Annotated in this window: 18 protein-coding genes and 1 tRNA gene; 9 read left to right on the top strand and 10 right to left on the bottom strand. The window is 56.9% G+C overall.

Annotated features, from left to right (window positions below):
- Window positions 1-6 precede the first annotated feature (6 nt).
- The 3 genes from AC2TDA_RS21850 to AC2TDA_RS21840 all read left to right on the top strand — a co-directional run bounded on the left by AC2TDA_RS21850 (window position 7) and on the right by AC2TDA_RS21840 (window position 2,565).
- Window positions 7-495, top strand: a complete 489-nt coding sequence (locus AC2TDA_RS21850) for a cupredoxin domain-containing protein (RefSeq protein WP_480881044.1) — start codon at window positions 7-9, stop codon at window positions 493-495.
- Window positions 488-1,732 carry a molybdopterin molybdotransferase MoeA gene (locus AC2TDA_RS21845; protein ID WP_480881042.1) on the top strand — a complete coding sequence of 415 codons (1,245 nt, stop codon included), beginning with the start codon at window positions 488-490 and terminating at the stop codon, window positions 1,730-1,732. The genes AC2TDA_RS21850 and AC2TDA_RS21845 overlap by 8 nt, the downstream gene beginning before the upstream one ends.
- A gap of 107 nt (window positions 1,733-1,839) precedes the next feature.
- Window positions 1,840-2,565, top strand: coding sequence for a response regulator (locus AC2TDA_RS21840; protein WP_480850705.1), 726 nt, complete (start codon window positions 1,840-1,842; stop codon window positions 2,563-2,565).
- On the opposite strand, the gene AC2TDA_RS21835 is transcribed toward AC2TDA_RS21840, so the two are convergent.
- From AC2TDA_RS21835 to thpR, 4 genes are all read right to left on the bottom strand, one after another.
- Entirely contained in the window at window positions 2,562-3,080 is a 519-nt protein-coding gene (locus AC2TDA_RS21835; protein WP_480850704.1) for an N-acetyltransferase family protein, read from the bottom strand. The two genes, AC2TDA_RS21840 and AC2TDA_RS21835, sit on opposite strands and share 4 nt — an antisense overlap.
- On the bottom strand, window positions 3,077-3,631 hold the full coding sequence (locus AC2TDA_RS21830) for a helix-turn-helix domain-containing protein (RefSeq protein WP_480850702.1): 555 nt from the start codon (window positions 3,629-3,631) through the stop codon (window positions 3,077-3,079). Before AC2TDA_RS21830 ends, AC2TDA_RS21835 begins: the two co-directional genes overlap by 4 nt.
- Window positions 3,632-3,749: 118 nt before the next feature.
- Window positions 3,750-4,766, bottom strand: a complete 1,017-nt coding sequence (locus AC2TDA_RS21825) for a Fe(3+) ABC transporter substrate-binding protein (RefSeq protein ID WP_480850701.1) — start codon at window positions 4,764-4,766, stop codon at window positions 3,750-3,752.
- Window positions 4,767-5,028: 262 nt separating this feature from the next.
- On the bottom strand, window positions 5,029-5,547 hold the full coding sequence (gene thpR, locus AC2TDA_RS21820; protein ID WP_480881040.1) for an RNA 2',3'-cyclic phosphodiesterase: 519 nt from the start codon (window positions 5,545-5,547) through the stop codon (window positions 5,029-5,031).
- 293 nt (window positions 5,548-5,840) lie between these two features.
- Here thpR and AC2TDA_RS21815 point away from each other — a divergent pair, with 293 nt between their 5' ends.
- Window positions 5,841-6,632 carry an alpha/beta fold hydrolase gene (locus AC2TDA_RS21815; RefSeq protein ID WP_480881116.1) on the top strand — a complete coding sequence of 264 codons (792 nt, stop codon included), beginning with the start codon at window positions 5,841-5,843 and terminating at the stop codon, window positions 6,630-6,632.
- Between the two features lie 103 nt (window positions 6,633-6,735).
- Here the strand turns inward: AC2TDA_RS21815 and ykgO are convergent, their stop codons facing one another.
- Together ykgO and AC2TDA_RS21805 are read right to left on the bottom strand one after the other, a co-directional pair.
- Window positions 6,736-6,861, bottom strand: a complete 126-nt coding sequence (ykgO, locus tag AC2TDA_RS21810) for a type B 50S ribosomal protein L36 (protein WP_005648635.1) — start codon at window positions 6,859-6,861, stop codon at window positions 6,736-6,738.
- A gap of 93 nt (window positions 6,862-6,954) precedes the next feature.
- Window positions 6,955-7,029, bottom strand: a tRNA-Val gene (locus AC2TDA_RS21805).
- A 148-nt stretch (window positions 7,030-7,177) separates the two neighbouring features.
- Here AC2TDA_RS21805 and AC2TDA_RS21800 point away from each other — a divergent pair.
- Complete coding sequence (locus AC2TDA_RS21800) at window positions 7,178-8,038, top strand: N-formylglutamate amidohydrolase (protein WP_480881036.1); 861 nt, start codon at window positions 7,178-7,180, stop codon at window positions 8,036-8,038.
- 2 nt (window positions 8,039-8,040) lie between these two features.
- Here AC2TDA_RS21800 and AC2TDA_RS21795 read toward each other — a convergent pair whose 3' ends face one another.
- Together AC2TDA_RS21795 and pyrF are read right to left on the bottom strand one after the other, a co-directional pair.
- Complete coding sequence (locus AC2TDA_RS21795; protein ID WP_480881033.1) at window positions 8,041-9,294, bottom strand: DNA polymerase IV; 1,254 nt, start codon at window positions 9,292-9,294, stop codon at window positions 8,041-8,043.
- 351 nt (window positions 9,295-9,645) lie between these two features.
- Window positions 9,646-10,350: an orotidine-5'-phosphate decarboxylase gene (gene pyrF, locus AC2TDA_RS21790; RefSeq protein ID WP_480850693.1), complete on the bottom strand. Its 705-nt coding sequence runs from the start codon at window positions 10,348-10,350 to the stop codon at window positions 9,646-9,648.
- A gap of 112 nt (window positions 10,351-10,462) precedes the next feature.
- Here pyrF and AC2TDA_RS21785 point away from each other — a divergent pair, with 112 nt between their 5' ends.
- Both AC2TDA_RS21785 and clpB read left to right on the top strand, forming a co-directional pair.
- A complete protein-coding gene (locus AC2TDA_RS21785; RefSeq protein ID WP_480850691.1) occupies window positions 10,463-10,768 on the top strand; it encodes a hypothetical protein in 306 nt (101 codons plus the stop codon).
- 129 nt (window positions 10,769-10,897) lie between these two features.
- Window positions 10,898-13,516 (top strand): ATP-dependent chaperone ClpB, encoded by a 2,619-nt coding sequence (gene clpB / locus AC2TDA_RS21780; RefSeq protein ID WP_480881030.1) that lies wholly within the window; start codon window positions 10,898-10,900, stop codon window positions 13,514-13,516.
- Between the two features lie 92 nt (window positions 13,517-13,608).
- Here clpB and AC2TDA_RS21775 read toward each other — a convergent pair whose 3' ends face one another.
- On the bottom strand, window positions 13,609-14,784 hold the full coding sequence (locus AC2TDA_RS21775; RefSeq protein WP_480881027.1) for a reductive dehalogenase: 1,176 nt from the start codon (window positions 14,782-14,784) through the stop codon (window positions 13,609-13,611).
- Window positions 14,785-15,045: 261 nt separating this feature from the next.
- On the opposite strand from AC2TDA_RS21775, the gene msrP reads away from it, so the two are divergent.
- Window positions 15,046-15,948, top strand: coding sequence for a protein-methionine-sulfoxide reductase catalytic subunit MsrP (gene msrP / locus AC2TDA_RS21770; RefSeq protein ID WP_480881025.1), 903 nt, complete (start codon window positions 15,046-15,048; stop codon window positions 15,946-15,948).
- Window positions 15,949-15,968: 20 nt separating this feature from the next.
- Here msrP and AC2TDA_RS21765 read toward each other — a convergent pair whose 3' ends face one another.
- Window positions 15,969-16,607, bottom strand: coding sequence for a hypothetical protein (locus tag AC2TDA_RS21765; protein ID WP_480881022.1), 639 nt, complete (start codon window positions 16,605-16,607; stop codon window positions 15,969-15,971).
- A gap of 164 nt (window positions 16,608-16,771) precedes the next feature.
- Here AC2TDA_RS21765 and msrQ point away from each other — a divergent pair, with 164 nt between their 5' ends.
- Complete coding sequence (gene msrQ, locus AC2TDA_RS21760) at window positions 16,772-17,386, top strand: protein-methionine-sulfoxide reductase heme-binding subunit MsrQ (RefSeq protein WP_480881020.1); 615 nt, start codon at window positions 16,772-16,774, stop codon at window positions 17,384-17,386.
- Window positions 17,387-17,632 lie beyond the last annotated feature (246 nt).

Raw genomic sequence — 17,632 nt, 5'->3', positions numbered from 1 at the left:
GTACAGATGGAGTTTTCGCGCAGAGCCGTTGTGGCCATGACGCTTGCAGGATCGATGGCATTGGCGCCTGCGGCATGGGCTGAAGATGTGCCAGAGGTCGCCGTTGTGCATCAGATCATCGACTTGAACGCAGATACTCCGGCGCATGCATTCCGGTTCGAGCCGAAGATTTTACATGTCCCGGCGGATTCGACCGTCCGTTTCAAAGGCTCGACCGGGCGACATACCGTGACGTCGATCCTGCGCATGATCCCGGTTGGCGCGCGCGCCTTCGAGATCCGCGGCAAGCCTGAGATGGAACTGACATTCGAAAAAGAGGGTGTATATGGCATCCGGTGCCGCGTTCACGGCCGCCATGGTATGGTCATGCTGCTGATTGTCGGTGACCCCAGCTCTAATCTGGAAGAGGCGCGAGCCTACTTGCCCAAGCTGAGTGAGGCCGAGCGCAATGAGTTTGAAGAGTTGTTCGAGCAACTGGAGGCACAACATGGCTGATGGCTGCGGCTGTGATCGCCAAACCAATCTGTATCTTTCGGTTTCAGAAGCGCTGAAGCGGGGACTGGCTGTGTCCCAGCCAATTTCTGATTCCGAGACCCTGCCATTGGGACAGTCGATAGGCCGCGTTCTGGCCGAGGATTGCGTCAGCAAAGTGGACATGCCGGCCTTCGACAACTCGGCCATGGATGGTTATGCCGTTCGGCTGTCCGATTTGGGGGAAGGGCCACTTTACGACCTGAAAATCGGCGGGCGCGTGGCCGCAGGCGACAGCGGTGCGCATGCAGCACCCGAAGGTTCTGCGCTGCGTATCTTTACCGGCGCACCAGTTCCTGCCGATTTCGATGCGGTCCTGATGCAGGAGGATTGCGAGGTTACCGACGCCGGAATCCGGTTCAACCGCCGCCCCAAGACCGGTCAGCACATTCGCAGGGCGGGCGAAGACCTGAAGGCCGGTGCTCCGATACTTCGCCAGGGTTGTGAGATCGGTCCACGAGAGATTGCCGCGTTGGCCGCTGCCGGTTACGGTCAGGTCTCCGTCTATCGCAAGCTGCGGGTCACGATCTTTTCGACCGGTAGCGAGTTGCGCCAGCCCGGCGAAGCATTGGGGCCCGGGCAGATCTACAATTCGAACCGGTTTATGCTTTTGGCCCTGCTGGACAAACCGTGGATAGAGCTGACCGACAAAGGTCCTGTCGACGACGACCCTGCGTTGCTGGAGCAGGTATTGCGCGACGCCTGCGATACGTCCGATCTGATCATCACCACTGGTGGTGTTTCGGTTGGGGATGAGGATCACATGCCACGGCTGTTCAGCGAAATCGGCGGCGAGACGGATGTGATGAAAGTGGCGATGAAACCCGGCAAGCCAATTATGTTCGGGCGCCGTGGTGAGGCACTTTATGTTGGGCTGCCAGGCAATCCGGTGTCGGCTTATGTGACGTGGCAAATAATTGGATCGCAAATGATGGCCCGTCGCGCTGGTTTGCACCGAGTGGCCCAAATGCCGGAACAGGCCGTCCTGGCCGAACCCCTCCAACGGAACGCCGGGCGTCAGGAATATCGACCGGTCCGTATCGTGGGTTCGTCACCAGATGGCACTCCTCAGCTGCGCTTGATGGCTGCATCCTATAGCGGGCGCGTGGCTCTGCTGGCCGAGGCGGATGGTCTGGCCGTCATTCCGGCTGATACTGAAACTATGTGTGTGGGTCAGTCACTGAGCCTTTTGAGATTTTGATGGGCCGCACTGACTCTATACTTGGTGTGGTCCGTACCTTGCATGAGCCAGGGACCGGCGGTTACAAATGTTCCACGCCGGGCAAACCTGAGCGCTTGGAAACCTAGATGGTTAAAGAACACATCCTTGTGGTCGACGATGATCCGCAGATTACGTCGTTTTTGCAAAGATACCTCGAAAAGCAGGGGTGTCGGGTGACGTGCGCAGCAGACGGAAACGCGATGGATGCTGTTCTGGCGCAGGGGGAAGTGGACCTGATCCTGTTGGATATCGGCCTGCCCGGGCGTAATGGCTTTGACATCACGCGCGAGTTGCGGGTCAATTCGAGCATTCCGATTATCGTGTTGTCGGGCCGGGACGAGATATTTGACCGGGTCGTCGGACTTGAGTTCGGCGCGGACGACTACATCACCAAACCATTCGAAGCGCGCGAGGTTCTGGCACGCATCCGCACGGTCCTGCGCCGTGCGCGACCTGATGACAAACCCTTGCAGGGCGCTGACATGCCACTGATCGCTTTCGGTGATTGGGTTCTGAACGTCAACGAACGCACTCTGACGACCAAGGGTGGCATTGAGGCAACTCCTCTGACCACGACGGAATTCAACGTTCTGCACGCGTTCGTGACCAGCCCGCATATGGTCTTTTCCCGCGATCAGTTGCTGGATAAGGCGCGCGGTCGCGAAACCATCGTTGGAGACCGAACAATTGACGTGCATGTTTTGCGTCTACGCAAAAAGATCGAGCCCGATCCCGCTGCACCCACGTTTATCAAGACCATACACGGCATCGGCTATTGCTTTGCCGCCAACGTTCGAAAAATGGCAAACTAGCTGAGGTCTTTGAACATGTAGGTGGTGGGTTCCAGCCTGTCCTCGAACGGGTTGCGGCAGTAGTTCGGGATTTCTCCGGCAATCTGAAATCCAAGCGACTGGTACAGCGTGCGGGATGGATCAGAACTGCGCGTATCCAGTACCAGCAATGTTTTTCCCAGCTCTAATGCGCGCGCCTCAAGAACGCCCATCAGGGCACGGCCCAAACCCCGCCGTCGGGCTTCGGGGTGAACCAACAGTTTGGCCACATCGGCGCGATGGGGTTGGTTTGGCATCGCAGCCGGGACCAATTGCACGGTACCCTGAATACGCTCCTCATCATTTACAACGAACAGGTCTAACTTTCCTGCGCGCAGGTCAGGCCGAACCCGGTCCTGCCAATAGACGCGCGCGTCTTCGGGCGAATAGGGCAGAATGAAGCCGATACTGGCTCCGGCGTGAACACAGCAATGCAGGATACCGGTCAGGTCATCCACTGCGTTGTCAAAACAGGCATCGGTCAATCGCGTGATCATATCAACACCAGAAGATACCGCGCGCCGCGCATACGCCCGGTTTCAAATCGTGTGGGCCCGGACAAATGATATCGAAGGCAGTCGCCGCCACTTAGCGAGTGGTCGACCCCGTCGACTGTCAGGGTCAGCGCGCCGTCCAGTACGATCAGATGATGTTCCTGCCCGGGTTTTGGCGGCGTGTCATAGGAGATAACGGTTTCGGGCGGCAGGTGACCTTCCATTACCTCTCCACTCAGACCGGCAGCCGGGGGAGAGACTGACCGGCGAGTGAACCCGGTCTCGGGGTCGCTCCATTCCGGCTGGCGTTCAAACGGGACCTTTGGGTCAAAGCTGTCTTCAACCATCATTAGCAGACGGGACATGGGCAACCCGTAGGCAGCGCAGAGTCGACCCAGAGTTTCAGCGGTCGGGCTGACATCACCTTTCTCCATCCGCGACAGGGTCGCTCGGCTGATACCACTGTGATCAGCCAGTTGATCCAGCGACCAGCCGCGTCCCTGACGTAGTTCGTTCAGGCGGCTGGCGAGGCGGTTCGAAAGGTCATCTAGCATCGTTCAAATTTGGGAATAGTGTTCATATAAGAGAGCATTGATTAATTTTTAACGAATCGCAACAAGAAAAGGGCGCAGAAAATTCTGCGCCCTTCGACTGCCCGAATATATGGTGGAATTACTTCCAACCCACTTCGTTAAAGATTTTCTGCGCTTCAGGGATGTTCTTGGCGACCTCGGACAGGTTCACGTCATCTGCCTTGAACTCGCCCAGAGAAGCGACGTTCTCGGCGAGGGCGACACCTTCAACCGCGGGGAATTCGTCATTGCCGTTCGAAAAGTAAACCTGCGCCTGATCGCTGGCCAGATATTCCAGGAACTTGACGGCATTTTCGCGGTTGGGCGCGTTAGCCGCGACACCTGCGCCCGACAGGTTCATATGTGCACCTTCGGCGTCCTGGGCCGGAAATTGCACGCCGATCATGTCGATCTCGGCACTCAGGCCTTTGACGTCTTTGCGCAGAGCGCGCGCAAAGTAGTAGGAATTCGATACGGCAATCTCGCACTCGCCCGACACGATGCCGCGCAGCTGATCTGTGTCACCGCCTTGCGGTTCGCGCGCCATGTTGGACACAACACCTTCGGCCCATGTTTTGGCAGCCTCAGCGCCGTGGTTGGTGATGATCGAGGCCAGCAGGGTCTGGTTGTAGGTGTTGCTGGACGAACGAATGCAAACCAGACCTTTATATTCCGGCTTGGCCAGGTCCAGGTAGGTCGCGGGCGGGTTCGCTACTTCAGCTTTGTCGAAAAAGATGATGCGGGCGCGTTGCGAAAAGCCGAACCACTGGTTGTCTACATCTTGCAGGTTGGCGGGGATGCGTTCTTCCAGAACGGCGCTTTCCGCAGATTGCAGGATGCCTGCATTCTTGGCGCGCGCCAGACGAGAGGTGTCGACGGTCAGCAGAATGTCGGCGGGCGAGTTCGCGCCTTCGGCTTCCATGCGGGCAATCAGCTCATCGGCCTTGCCTTCGATACGGTTGATCGTGATGCCGGTGGCCTCTTCAAAATCGGAGTAGAGACGCTCATCCGTGTCGTAGTGGCGCGAGGAATACAGGTTCAGCTCGCCTTCGGCGGCGGCAGAAGTCGCGATCAGGGCCGTCAGGGCGGCGGCAATGCAGGAGGAGGATTTCAGCATGATGTTTCCCAAACTAAGAATTCGCACGGGTTGGAACCCGACTGATTTGGTCAATTAAACGATTCTCAGGTGGATGCAAGGAAATCCGACAAATTTAGTCGGCCAAATGGTCGCTGCTGCGACCCGGGAGTGATTTGAATATTCCCGCTTTCCCCTGAACTTGGCACTGGCGACTTCCAAGGGCCCTTAACAGAACAAGTCGATGTGCAGACGTTTTGTTCAATCAAAAGGGAAGGCCGGGTTAGGTTGCTTTGGTGACCGTTCACCCAAGTGCATAATGCGCCAATGCGTCGTGCCGGGCGCCTTCGGGACGTAGGGTGGATTGGTAAAGGGTGAAGCCGGTGACCAACATGTCCGGCAATGCAACTGTCATGCCGGTGCTCAGAACAGGCTGAATCGCACCGTGTTGCTCCGGCTTTAAACGAGCGATGGTTACGTGCGGGCGAAAACGCCGACGAGGCAGTACAATCCCGGCTCGCCGCGTTGCGGTCTGGACTTTTCGATGTAGGGCAATAAGCGAGGCGCACTCAGGTATCCCGACTGCCAGCACGCGCCCAATACACTCGATCCCTGAAAATGTGACGCTGAAGGGCGAGCCTGTAAGCGTCAGAAGCTCTTCATGTAAAGCTTCCAATGCCTCTGTGGGCTGATCATCCAGAAAAACCAGTGTCAGATGCAGGTTTTCAGGCGATACCGGCCGGCCGGCCGGCAACGCGCGCTGGAATGGTGCAAGAGCCGCTTTTGCCTCGTCGCTGAGTGAAATGGCAACGAAGGAACGCATGGAGCCCTCTTGTCTTGTTTCTTGGTTAATGTGCGCATCACGCTAACCGCTCCACCACGCAATGTCAGGTCTGAACCCAAACTGATATCCGCGTTTCATTGTGCGGATCAAAAGTTATGGTACAGAAATAACGAGTGCGGCTCGTATCTTTGAAATAAATTTATTCCAGCAGCCTGATGAACTCACGACTCGATGTTATTTCGCTTTAGGAGAAAAACTTGACCAAACATATAACTCTAAGGGACGGTAGAACGCTCGCATTCAGCACATACGGTGACCCAAATGGAACACCAGTGATTTTTAGCCATGGGTTTTCCGACTCTCACATACTTCGTCAACCCGACGACAATCTAACTGCTTCGCTTGGTGTGCGATGGATTGCAGCCGACGAACCCGGTGTCGGAGGGTCGAGTCCGAAGAAGGATCGGAGAATGGTCGATTGGGGCGCTGATATGGAGGATTTGGCTGACCATCTTGGCCTTGATACCTTCAATGTAGCGGGCCATTCCGGAGGCGGACCCCACGCTTTAGCGGTGGCATTTCACATGCCCGAACGTGTGCGCAAGGTAGTGCTCGCTTCTCCTGTGGCTCCATTCGATGAGCCCGGCGTTACCAAAATGCTAGTAATGAAGGACCTGAAGACTATCGCGAAACTGCGCCATCTGACCTTACTGATCCGCTGGGCAGAGCGTGTCGGTGCCAAAAGTGCATTGAAAGACATCCCTTCATATGTGGAGTCAGTAGCTGACCAAATGCCCAATGAGGCCAAAACAATACTCCGCAATCCTGAGCAACAAGCGTTGTTCGAAGAGAACTTTCGCCTTGGTTACCTGCAACAAGAGGAAGGCGTTTTCGAAATGACGATGGCTCTTTGGGACTGGGGCTTCTCGCCGAGTGATATCGCGCAACCCGTGGAAATTTTTTATGGTACTGCGGACGACATTATCTCACCGGAAATGCCACGACACCTATGCTCAGAGCTTCCCAACTGCACAGCGCATGAGTGGCCGGGCGCAGGACACTATGGGTTTGTGGATCGCGAGCGGTGGACCGAATTTGTCGGCGCGGTCGCTAGTCTATCTTAGCAAGCCAAAGGCAGATTTGTCCGCTAAGCGAATATCGCATATCTCCAGACGAAAAAAAACCGCGCCCAAAGGCGCGGTTCTTTCAAATCGGCACGTGCCGCTCTCAGCCCTGGCGAGCTTTGAACTTACGCTGCGTCTTGTTGATCACATAGACGCGGCCTTTGCGACGCACAACCCGGCAATCACGGTGCCGGTTCTTGAGCGAGCGGAGCGAGTTCTTGACCTTCATTGGTCTGTCTCCAATCTGCGGCGCCTTCATCAAGGACGTGGCCAGCGCCTGGGTTAGCGGGTGTCCCGGGTCAGACCCGAAACAGTGAAACGATGGTGGGCGGTACAAGGATCGAACTTGTGACCCCTTCGATGTCAACGAAGTGCTCTACCGCTGAGCTAACCGCCCACGAACCTTTGCGTTGTCCTGCCCCATAACGAAATGGGGCGCGGAACCCCGCGCCGGTAGCGGGGTCTATAAAAGGAGTCGTTTGGGGGATCAAGGGGTTTGGAAGAACTATTTTCCGGTCTATGTTGGTCTTGAGCAAGGAGAGACCATGTCGAACGCAGCCTACGCATTGGAAATGCCCGCAAACCGCAGTTCTTGCGTGGTGTTTTCTTCTCCTCACAGCGGTCGGCAGTATCCAGATTCTCTATTACAGCGCTCGGTGCTGAACCGCAGCATGATTCGTTCGTCAGAGGATGCGTTTGTAGATCAGTTGTTTTCCGCGGCTCCGGACTTTGGCGCGCCGATGCTGGCAGCGGCGATGCCGCGCGCGTATCTGGACCTCAATCGCAGCGCAGACGAGCTGGATCCGGCACTGATACAAGGTGCGAAGCGACAAGGCCACAATCCGCGTGTTGCCTCTGGATTGGGGGTTATTCCGCGAGTTGTGGCGAACGGACGTTCGATTTACCGCGGAAAGCTGACAATGGACGAGGCCCGCCTGCGCATCGATACCTATTGGCGGCCCTATCACGTGCGTTTGAAGTCACTTTTAGCCGAATCGCACGCAATGTTTGGGCAGGCGATTCTGATTGACTGTCATTCGATGCCGCATGAGGCAGTGTCGCTGGCAAGTAGCACGCAGCCCAAGCGGCCCGACATTGTTCTTGGCGACCGCTTCGGGGCATCGGCCTCAGGCGTGATCGTCGACCAGATCGAAGCGGCATTTACATCAGCTGGGCTGAAAGTTGCCCGCAACACTCCATTTGCCGGTGCTTACGTAACGCAGACCTACGGGCGGCCCGCGCGGTATCAGCATGCGGTCCAGATCGAGATAGATCGGGCGCTTTACATGAATGAAGACACGATAGAGCCGAGCGCGAATTTCCGGGAATTTCAGGAAACTCTGCGTCGGGTCATCTCAGACATAGCCTGCATCGGGCGGGAGCAACTGCCGCTGGCTGCCGAATAAGTTCACCGTAATGCGCGACCTTTGACGATAGCATCCGTCCCGAATTTGCGCCGGATTTCGTCTGTGGCCTGTTCAGCTTTGGACCGTTGCGCCGCGCCAGGGTCCAGCAAGTCGCCCGAAATATCGGCTTGTTCCTCGGAACACAGATCGGACAAACCGCAACCCAGCAGACGATATGGTCCCTGATCGCCCACTTGGTCGAACAATCCGCGCGCGGTGCGGTAAATCCGATCGGCAATCTGGGTGGCATCCCGCAGAGAAACACGCCGCGTAATGGTCTTATGGTTAGCCCGCTTCAGCTTGAGCGTTACGACTCGTCCGGCCAGGCCCTTTGCCTTGGCCCGGTCTGCGACCTTTTCGGACATGCGCCACAGATGTCCATCCAGAATGTCCAGATTGGCGGTGTCTTCGAAAAACGTTGTCTCGTTGCTGATCGACTTCATCGGTTCGTGTGCAGATACGCGCCGCTTGTCCTGGCCCCGTGCCAGATGCCAAAGCCGATAGCCCATCGCGCCGAATCGTGCTGTCAGCGCCTCCTGCTCCCAACGCAGAAGGTCCGAAAAAGCGCGAATGCCTGCGCGGTCCAGCGATTCTTGCGCCGCAGGCCCGATGCCCCAGATCAGGCGCACCGGCTTGTCGTACAGGAATTCTGCCGTTTCTGCCTTGCCTATAACCGAGAATCCGCGTGGTTTGTCGAGGTCTGAGGCGACTTTGGCCAGAAACTTGTTATGGCTCAGACCAATAGAGCCCGTCAGGCCCAGCTCGTCTTTCATCCGCTTAACCAGCCGTGCCAACATAAGCGCAGGCGGTGCGCCGTGAAGGCGCTGAGTGCCCGACAGGTCCATGAACGCCTCGTCCAGCGACAAGGGTTCCACGTCGGGGGTCAGTTCATCCATCATCGCGCGGATTTCCCGCGAAACCTCGGCATAAACCGACATACGTGGCTTGATTACCACTGCTTCCGGGCATCGTTTCAGAGCTTGGAACATCGGCATGGCGGATCGTACACCGCGAATGCGCGCCACATAACAGGCCGTCGATACAACGCCGCGTTTGCCACCCCCGATAATGACGGGCTTGTCTGCCAGATCAGGATTATCACGCTTTTCAACCGAGGCGTAGAACGCGTCGCAATCCATATGAGCAATGGTCAGGTCAAAGAGTTCCGGATGCAATTTCACACGGGGGCTGCCACAGGACGGGCAGCGTCGTTCGTCGGTCAGACGGGTCAGGCAATCTCGGCAAAGACCGGGCATCTGCGTCCTCACGCGTTCTGCGTTTGTACAGGAGGTTCCTTATAGCACCCTTTGCAAGTGATCAAAGGCCCACCGGTTTTTGAGGATGTCTGAAAAGAAGACCCCCCGCAATTCGGCGGGGGGAGGTAACGGACCTCAGGAAGAAGTGGCCCGTTGGGGAGTGTTTCACCCAAAGAATCGCGCGAATCCGTCGTTTTCGATAGGGCTTAGGCCCTTCGATTAAAACTCGCCTAAATAATGTGTGTTTTCGGGCACAGGGACGATTTGGCGCGGATTCTGTGAAAATTGACGCTAGGTCAACTGCTTGTCCGTCACATCTGACCGAAAATCTCGGTGATTCCGTCAGTTTGATCACTGAAGGGTCAAAGAATTTAACTCGGCAAGAACCGCCTCAGCCGCTGCTTTGGGGTCTTGGGCTTGGTAGATCGGGCGGCCTATGACGATGTGATCCGCCCCGTCTCCAATAGCGCTGGCCGGGGTGGCGACGCGTTTCTGATCTCCCAGAGCTGCTCCCGCCGGACGCACGCCAGGGGTGACGATCAACCGGCCTTCGGCTTGGGGCAGGGCGCGGATCAGGGCGGCCTCTTGCGGGCTGGCGATAACCCCATCTGCCCCGGCCTCTAGCGCTTTGGCCGCGCGTTCGACGACCAGGTCCTGCACGTCGCCTTCCTTCAGCAAGCTTGCATCCAGATCGTCGCGGTTCAGCGAGGTCAGGATTGTTACGGCCAAAATCTTCAAATCCTTACCTGAAGCGCCTTCTTTAGCTGCCCGTACGACGTGCGGATCACCATGGACCGTCAGGAAATCCAAATCGAACTGCGCCAGCCCTCGCACTGCGTTTTCCACCGTGTTGCCAATGTCGAACAGCTTCATGTCCAAGAAGATGCGCTTGCCGTGATCCTGTTTCAGCTCATTGGCCAACGCCAGACCGCCGCCCGTCAACATGCCAAGCCCAATCTTGTAAAACGACACGGAATCACCCAACCGTTCGGCCATGGCCAGACCTTGAAGGGCATTCGGGACATCTAGGGCAACAATCAGGCGGTCGTCAGACATTGGGGCGCTCCTTTTTGGCAAACGTCTGCGTCCTAACGGGTTGCGGCGCGTCTGTCCATGCAATGCGCGTTTCCTGTGCTAAAGTCGCGGCATTCTTCGAAAGGGACGGATAATGAAAAAGCTCTTTGTACTTTGTCTTGCATTGGCCGCATGTCAGGAAACACACTCGGAGACGGCGGCAGATGCCGTCACCGCTCCCAATGATGACCTGAGGTTTGTGGGCGGCTATCGAGCAACCGATGATGAGTGTCAATTGACCGGAGAAACAGCGTTCACCATTGATTTTCTGGATGACGCAGCTGACCTGGTTTCCTGCCCGACCGGTGGCGATGCGGCGCAGTCTTTGGTGGATATGTATGGCGCGCGCAAGGTTGCCGAGACGGGAGGTTACGGCGTCTACTCGGTCCCCCGCAGATAATCGTGGATTCCGAGCCTTAGCCTCTTGAAGCAGCGAAGATATTTCCCAGATTGAATGTGAGGCTCAGACCGACGCGTGCCGCCAAGCGGGTGCATCACATTCAGGGCGCTTAAGACGAAGGAGAAAATTATGGACTTGAACAAGTTCACCGAGCGGGCACGGGGATTCGTGCAAGCTGCGCAGACGATTGCGCTGCGTGAGGGGCACCAGAGGCTGGCACCCGAGCATATTTTGAAAGCATTGATGGATGATGATCAGGGGCTGGCCAGCAACCTGATCACCCGCGCGGGCGGCGCTCCGAACCGCGTGGTCGAGGCGCTGGATGCCGCGATGGGAAAGATTCCGAAGGTCAGCGGCGACGCGAGCCAGATTTACATGGATGGTCAGACTGCCAAGGTTCTGGACGAGGCCGAAAAGATCGCCACCAAGGCGGGCGACAGCTTTGTGCCGGTTGAACGCGTTCTGATGGCGCTGTGCATGGTGAAGTCCAAAGCCAAGGACGCTTTGGAGGCCGGTGCCGTATCTGCACAGAAACTGAATGAGGCGATCAACGACATCCGCAAGGGCCGCACCGCGGACACCGCGTCGGCGGAAGAAGGCTATGACGCGCTGAAGAAATACGCGCGCGACCTGACCGAGGCTGCGGCCGAGGGCAAGATCGACCCGATCATCGGGCGGGACGAGGAAATCCGCCGCTCGATGCAGGTTCTGTCACGCCGGACCAAGAACAACCCGGTTCTGATCGGGGAACCCGGCGTCGGTAAAACTGCGATTGCCGAGGGCATGGCCCTGCGCATCGTCAACGGTGACGTACCGGAATCGCTGAAAGACAAGAAGCTGCTTGCGCTCGACATGGGTGCGCTGATTGCCGGTGCGAAATATCGCGGTGAGTTTGAAGAACGTCTCAAGGCCGTTTTGACCGAAGTGACCGAGGCCGCCGGTGAGATCATCCTGTTCATCGACGAGATGCACACGCTGGTGGGCGCTGGTAAGTCCGACGGCGCGATGGATGCCGCCAACCTGATCAAGCCTGCGCTTGCCCGAGGTGAGTTGCATTGTATCGGTGCGACAACGCTGGACGAGTACCGTAAATACGTTGAAAAAGATGCGGCCCTTGCGCGCCGGTTCCAGCCAGTGATGGTCACGGAGCCGACGGTCGAGGATACGATCAGTATCCTGCGCGGTATCAAGGAAAAGTACGAATTGCACCACGGTGTGCGCATCTCGGATTCGGCGCTGGTCTCGGCGGCGACACTCTCGCATCGCTATATCACCGACCGCTTCCTGCCCGACAAAGCCATCGACCTTGTCGATGAGGCGGCGTCGCGGTTGCGGATGGAGGTGGATTCCAAGCCCGAAGAACTGGACCAGCTAGACCGCCAGATCCTCCAGATGCAGATTGAGGAAGAGGCGCTGAAGCTGGAAGACGATGCGGCATCGAAAGATCGTCTGGAAACCTTGCAAAAGGATCTGGCCGATTTGCAGGAGCAATCCGCCGAGATGACCGCCCAGTGGCAGGCCGAACGGGATAAGCTCGCGGGTGCGCGTGATCTGAAAGAACAGCTCGACAAAGCGCGTGCTGATCTGGAGATCGCCAAGCGCGAAGGCAACCTCGCCAAGGCCGGTGAGCTGTCTTATGGTGTCATCCCTGAACTTGAGAAAAAGCTGACCGAGGCTGAAAACGCCGAAAGCAACGCCATGATGGCCGAGGAAACGGTGCGTCCGGAACAGATCGCTTCGGTGGTCGAACGCTGGACCGGTATCCCGACCTCGAAAATGCTGGAAGGCGAGCGCGAGAAACTGCTGCGGATGGAAGACGATCTGCATTCCCGCGTGATCGGTCAGGATGCGGCGGTAACTGCCGTGGCTAACGCCGTGCGCCGGGCGCGCGCGGGCCTGAATGACGAAAACCGCCCGCTGGGCTCGTTCCTGTTCCTCGGGCCGACCGGCGTGGGTAAGACCGAACTGACCAAGGCCGTGGCGAATTTCCTGTTCGACGACGACAACGCGATGGTGCGCATCGATATGTCCGAGTTCATGGAGAAACACGCGGTCGCTCGACTGATCGGTGCCCCTCCTGGCTATGTCGGTTATGACGAAGGTGGTGTGCTGACCGAAGCTGTGCGGCGCAGGCCCTATCAGGTCGTGCTGTTTGACGAGGTCGAAAAGGCGCATCCGGATGTGTTCAACGTGCTGTTGCAAGTTCTGGACGATGGCGTGCTGACCGATGGTCAGGGCCGCACTGTGGACTTCAAACAAACGCTGATCATCCTGACGTCGAATCTTGGGAGCCAAGCACTCAGCCAGTTGCCCGATGGTGCTGACAGCGCGCAGGCGCGGCGCGATGTGATGGACGCGGTCCGGGCCCATTTCCGGCCCGAATTCCTGAACCGTCTGGACGAGACGATCATCTTTGATCGGCTCAAGCGGGCCGATATGGATGGCATCGTCGATATTCAGATGGCACGTCTGCAGAAACGTCTGGCCGCCCGTAAGATCGAGCTTGCTTTGGACGATGGCGCCAAGGAATGGTTGGCCAATGAAGGCTATGACCCGGTTTTTGGTGCCCGCCCGCTCAAGCGCGTGATCCAGCGCGCATTGCAGAACCCGCTGGCCGAAGCGCTGTTGGCCGGTGAGATCAAGGATGGCGAGACTGTTCCGGTGACCGCTGGAACGGATGGCCTGATCATTGGCGACCGGTTGGGAACGTCAGAGCGCCCACGCCCGGATGATGCCGTAGTGCATTGATAGCTTAGGTGTTCACGAAGAGATCCGCCGATTGGCGGGTCTCTTCTGCCGATGCTGCCTAGAGGTATAGCAGACGGCTTTGGCGGAGCAGGTCACTGAGTTTGTTTCCACCATTCCCCGGGCTTTTGTCTTTTGCCATGTGATTTGGCAACCCGCAGTGCAAGCTTCCGCGCTGGGCTGAGCGCCAGTTTCAACCACAGCCGGTTCCGTAGCGCGCCATAGTCCCGATTGAACGGGCAAACCCTCATGCAGATTGCGCAATCGGACGCAGTTTTAGCCCAGAAAGAAAAACACTTCTCGGCATCCGAGGTCCACTTGCGAACCCCCTTGATCGCCGAGATATTGGCCGTGTCCGTCGACGGCGGACCGTAGGGCAACGCTTTCACGGGGCACGCGTCAGCGCATTTGGTGCATATGTCACAGAAAGCGCGCACGCCCGATGGTTTGGGGGTGTCATGCGTCAGTGGCAGGTTTGTAAATATCTTTGAGAACCGCAGGCGCGGCCCGTATTCAGGTGTGATCACCATCTGGTTACGGGCGTATTCGCCCAAGCCCGCCTTTATTGCGTAAGGAATGACCAGAGCGGTGTCGTTCATCGACGCAACGGCTTCGTAGCCCAGATTGCGGATATACGCTGCCAGTTGCATGACGATTGCCGCCTCATGGCTGTACTCCCGCCCTGTGGCGGCGCCTGCCAGTGCCGACGGGTAGGTGGCAACCAATTCCTGATCCATTTCATGACCCAGCACGATAACAGAATTCAGCCCTTCCGGCAGATCGTGCGGTGCGTCAGACATGTCCCGCGTGTCTACACGCGCCGTATAGATCCATCGTTCATCCAGGTCAGTGATCCCACAGAGGTCAGCGCCGAAAAACTTTGCGATACGTTTGATCTCGGACGACATCCTTTCCGGATCGTCGATAGCCAGCGCATCCTTGGCCACTGGGGTATCCGGCTGGATCGATGCCTGAAACCCCTCTCGTTTTCCACTCTCTGCGCTGCGGTTCGAAACGACATCCGAAATTAGCCAGGCAGCATTGCGCAGTGCAAAATCTCGCAGTGCAAAACCTTCGCCTTTTCGCGGCGCTGCCTCCATCCGGTATGAGGCAAAGAACTTGTCCGTTGCCTTGGTCCTGATCCGTTCGTCCCAGAATGCTCGGGTGAATATATCATTCCGCTGGGTGAAACGTTCAAATTCGTCGGTGACTTCGATGCCGGCGTCTGCGTCGCTTTCCAATTTTGGAAGTGTGTTCTTGGGCCAAACCATTTGCGGACCATAGCGAGCCTTTTTTCAGAGGGCAATTACTTGAAATTTGGGCTATTGATCATGGTTGGCGAGCTGCCCATGATACAAATGGGCCCCAGATAGATACTGTGCGCAGCGCACAATTTGTCCCTGCAGACGCGTACAGAACAGAGTTCGCCGAATTCGTTACAATCACTTCGCTCAATCGTGACGCCTGTTTCCTTGGCTCTGTGCTATCAGACATTACCTCATTGCCGAGGTGAACTTTTTTCGGAGACCCAAATGGCGCATCGCTGGACCAATACACTGACACATGCCGACGTTACCCCAAGGGCGGCGTTTCTGAACCGGCGGCAAGTGATGGCCGGATTGGTCGGTGTCGGGCTGGCGGGATTGGCAAAACGTTCTGAAGCGCAGGAAGCTCTGGAGCCGAACACTTGGGAAGAGATCACCTCGTATAACAATTACTATGAGTTCGGGACGCGGAAGGATGATCCGGCAAAATATGCCCATACGCTGGTGACCGAACCCTGGAGCGTCAAGATCGACGGATTGGTCGACAAGCCCGGCGAGTATGACTTCAAGGACATCATGTCCGAGATGACGATCGAAGAGCGTATCTACCGGTTCCGCTGTGTAGAAGCGTGGTCGATGGTGATTCCGTGGAACGGGTTCGAATTGGCCGACCTTCTGAATATGGCAGGCGTTCAGGAAGGGGCAAGATATGTGGCATTTGAGACGGCCTATCGACCGGACGAAATGCCGGGTGTCCAATACCCGGTTCTGGAATGGCCCTATCGCGAAGGCCTGCGTTTGGATGAGGCGATGCATCCGCTGACAATTTTGGCGACCGGTATCTATGACCGCCCGATCCCGAACCAAAACGGTGCGCCGCTGCGGCTGGTTGTGCCGTGGAAATACGGCTTCAAGTCAATCAAGTCGATTGTGCGGATCACTCTGACAGAAGATGAGCCGCCCACCAGCTGGAACATGTCCAACCCCCGCGAGTACGGTTTCTACAGCAATGTGAACCCTGATGTGGATCATCCGCGCTGGTCGCAAGCCTCTGAACGGCAGATTGGCGGAGGTCTCTTCGCCAAGCGCATCCCGACACTGATGTATAACGGGTATGAACAGGAAGTCGCCGGGCTTTACGATGGTATGGATCTGACCGCGAATTATTGAAACTCCCGGCGGTTCGGGCCTTAAAACCCGAACCTGTTTGCCAGTGTGGGTGCCGGGGCCGCTAGCCCGTTGCTGCGGTTCTGCTGTGCGATGGCTTCCATACGGGAGACGAACTCTGCCCGGTGAGAGAGGAATTTCGGGATATAGAGAGGCTTTTGTTGAGCAAACGAAAGAACCAGCGCCGGACGTTTCTCGTGAACCCGGATGTCGACGAGATCAGACAGATTACGTTCCTGTTTGCTAGCATCAACGCCGTAGCACTCGATGAATGACCCGTCGTAGACGACCTTTTGGACAAAGAGCAACATGAACCAGGAATATCCGAAAAACAGACAGAGAGCGATAAGAGCTCCTTTGCGGATCAACGGGTCATGGACGCCGACTGAGTCCCACAGCGGGGACATATCGGTTGTCAGAAACAGGGCCAACGCAAGTATGGGGGCCAGAACACGCAATCCCCACGGTGGGCGCAATTCAGTTATCCCGTCCACCCGGTTCGGTGAAAACGAGTTGAACAGTGAAGAGATGAAGGACATTCCAACCTCTTCCAGGCTTTCGTCATTGGCGAAAACAGATGTGCGCCCCTTGCTGTTGCGCCAGCGGGCCAGCCCCCAGCTTACGATTATACCGACGCCAAAGCTCAACAAAACGGTTGTCATTAACTCATCGTGGGACACTGAAGTTACTCCGCGCAATTTTTTGTATGGTCAGGATTGGCGATTTTTGAATGTTGTCAGTGGTATAATGCCCCAGAAGTCAGGCAGAAATTTGGCAAGCAACCCTTTGAACTGGAGCTAATTTGGAATTGGTATCAGGAAAAATCATGGATCGGTTAAATCTAGTCATTCGACGGGTTCCAATCTGGGCGGTCTACGCGCTGGGCGCCCCCCCCGCGCCCTGGCTGTTCTTTCAGGCGCTGACCGGTGGCCTAGGCGTAGAGCCGATCGAGGCGCTGGAACACCGTTACGGGGAACTGGCGCTGCAGCTGTTGATTGTGGTGCTGGCGATTTCTCCGCTGCGGCGGTTCCTCGGGTTGAACCTGCTAAAGTTCCGCCGAGCGCTTGGCGTGCTGACATTTACCTATGCCGGTCTGCATCTGCTGGTGTGGCTGGTACTCGATGTGCAGGTGCCCGGCCAGATTTGGGCGGATATCGTCAAACGCCCTTACATAACGGTCGGCATGGCCGCGTTTGTCCTGATGCTGCCGCTGGCGGTGACGTCCAACAATCTGTCTGTGCGCAAGCTGGGGCCTCGTTGGCGCAGCCTGCAACGTCTTGTCTTCCCAGCGGCGATCCTGGGAGGGCTGCACTATGTCATGCTGGCCAAGGGCTTTCAGATTGAACCGCTGGTCTATTTGTCCCTGATTGTTGGCCTGTTGCTGCTTCGTATTCCGTTTTTGGGTCTGCTGACTCGGCCACATGAGGCCGATTCCGCCTGACTCGCCGCTGAGTCTGTGGGTAACTCTGTGTAAATGCCAAGATTCGGGGTGAAGCCTGTGCGGAAATACGTGATTGGCATCATTTCGATGCGAGCTAATTATCTGGTTTTATTTATAAAAGTTTGATTTTGCGGTTTTTTGCAAGTTTCTGGGTTTTTCTGCTTGCGGCTGGGATCGGTAAACCTTAGAACCCCCTTCACCGGCGCTGCTGAGGTGGTGCTGACACGCTGGCGAGACGGCGGGACG

The sequence above is a fragment of the Ruegeria sp. HKCCD6426 genome (assembly GCF_057221115.1).
The sequence above is the reverse complement of the archived record's forward strand: the minus strand, read 5'-3'. Positions and strand labels throughout refer to the sequence as shown.

What these genes read in the sequence shown, in the direction of transcription:
- AC2TDA_RS21835 (WP_480850704.1), bottom strand. Translation starts at nt 3,080, where the DNA reads ATGATCACGCGATTGACCGATGCCTGTTTTGACAACGCAGTGGATGAC.
- AC2TDA_RS21825 (WP_480850701.1), bottom strand. Translation starts at nt 4,766, where the DNA reads ATGCTGAAATCCTCCTCCTGCATTGCCGCCGCCCTGACGGCCCTGATC.
- msrP (WP_480881025.1), top strand. Translation starts at nt 15,046, where the DNA reads ATGGCGCATCGCTGGACCAATACACTGACACATGCCGACGTTACCCCA.
- AC2TDA_RS21765 (WP_480881022.1), bottom strand. Translation starts at nt 16,607, where the DNA reads ATGACAACCGTTTTGTTGAGCTTTGGCGTCGGTATAATCGTAAGCTGG.
- AC2TDA_RS21830 (WP_480850702.1), bottom strand. Translation starts at nt 3,631, where the DNA reads ATGCTAGATGACCTTTCGAACCGCCTCGCCAGCCGCCTGAACGAACTA.
- AC2TDA_RS21775 (WP_480881027.1), bottom strand. Translation starts at nt 14,784, where the DNA reads ATGGTTTGGCCCAAGAACACACTTCCAAAATTGGAAAGCGACGCAGAC.
- AC2TDA_RS21840 (WP_480850705.1), top strand. Translation starts at nt 1,840, where the DNA reads ATGGTTAAAGAACACATCCTTGTGGTCGACGATGATCCGCAGATTACG.
- ykgO (WP_005648635.1), bottom strand. Translation starts at nt 6,861, where the DNA reads ATGAAGGTCAAGAACTCGCTCCGCTCGCTCAAGAACCGGCACCGTGAT.
- msrQ (WP_480881020.1), top strand. Translation starts at nt 16,772, where the DNA reads ATGGATCGGTTAAATCTAGTCATTCGACGGGTTCCAATCTGGGCGGTC.
- AC2TDA_RS21845 (WP_480881042.1), top strand. Translation starts at nt 488, where the DNA reads ATGGCTGATGGCTGCGGCTGTGATCGCCAAACCAATCTGTATCTTTCG.
- clpB (WP_480881030.1), top strand. Translation starts at nt 10,898, where the DNA reads ATGGACTTGAACAAGTTCACCGAGCGGGCACGGGGATTCGTGCAAGCT.
- AC2TDA_RS21795 (WP_480881033.1), bottom strand. Translation starts at nt 9,294, where the DNA reads ATGCCCGGTCTTTGCCGAGATTGCCTGACCCGTCTGACCGACGAACGA.
- AC2TDA_RS21800 (WP_480881036.1), top strand. Translation starts at nt 7,178, where the DNA reads ATGTCGAACGCAGCCTACGCATTGGAAATGCCCGCAAACCGCAGTTCT.
- pyrF (WP_480850693.1), bottom strand. Translation starts at nt 10,350, where the DNA reads ATGTCTGACGACCGCCTGATTGTTGCCCTAGATGTCCCGAATGCCCTT.
- AC2TDA_RS21850 (WP_480881044.1), top strand. Translation starts at nt 7, where the DNA reads ATGGAGTTTTCGCGCAGAGCCGTTGTGGCCATGACGCTTGCAGGATCG.
- AC2TDA_RS21785 (WP_480850691.1), top strand. Translation starts at nt 10,463, where the DNA reads ATGAAAAAGCTCTTTGTACTTTGTCTTGCATTGGCCGCATGTCAGGAA.
- thpR (WP_480881040.1), bottom strand. Translation starts at nt 5,547, where the DNA reads ATGCGTTCCTTCGTTGCCATTTCACTCAGCGACGAGGCAAAAGCGGCT.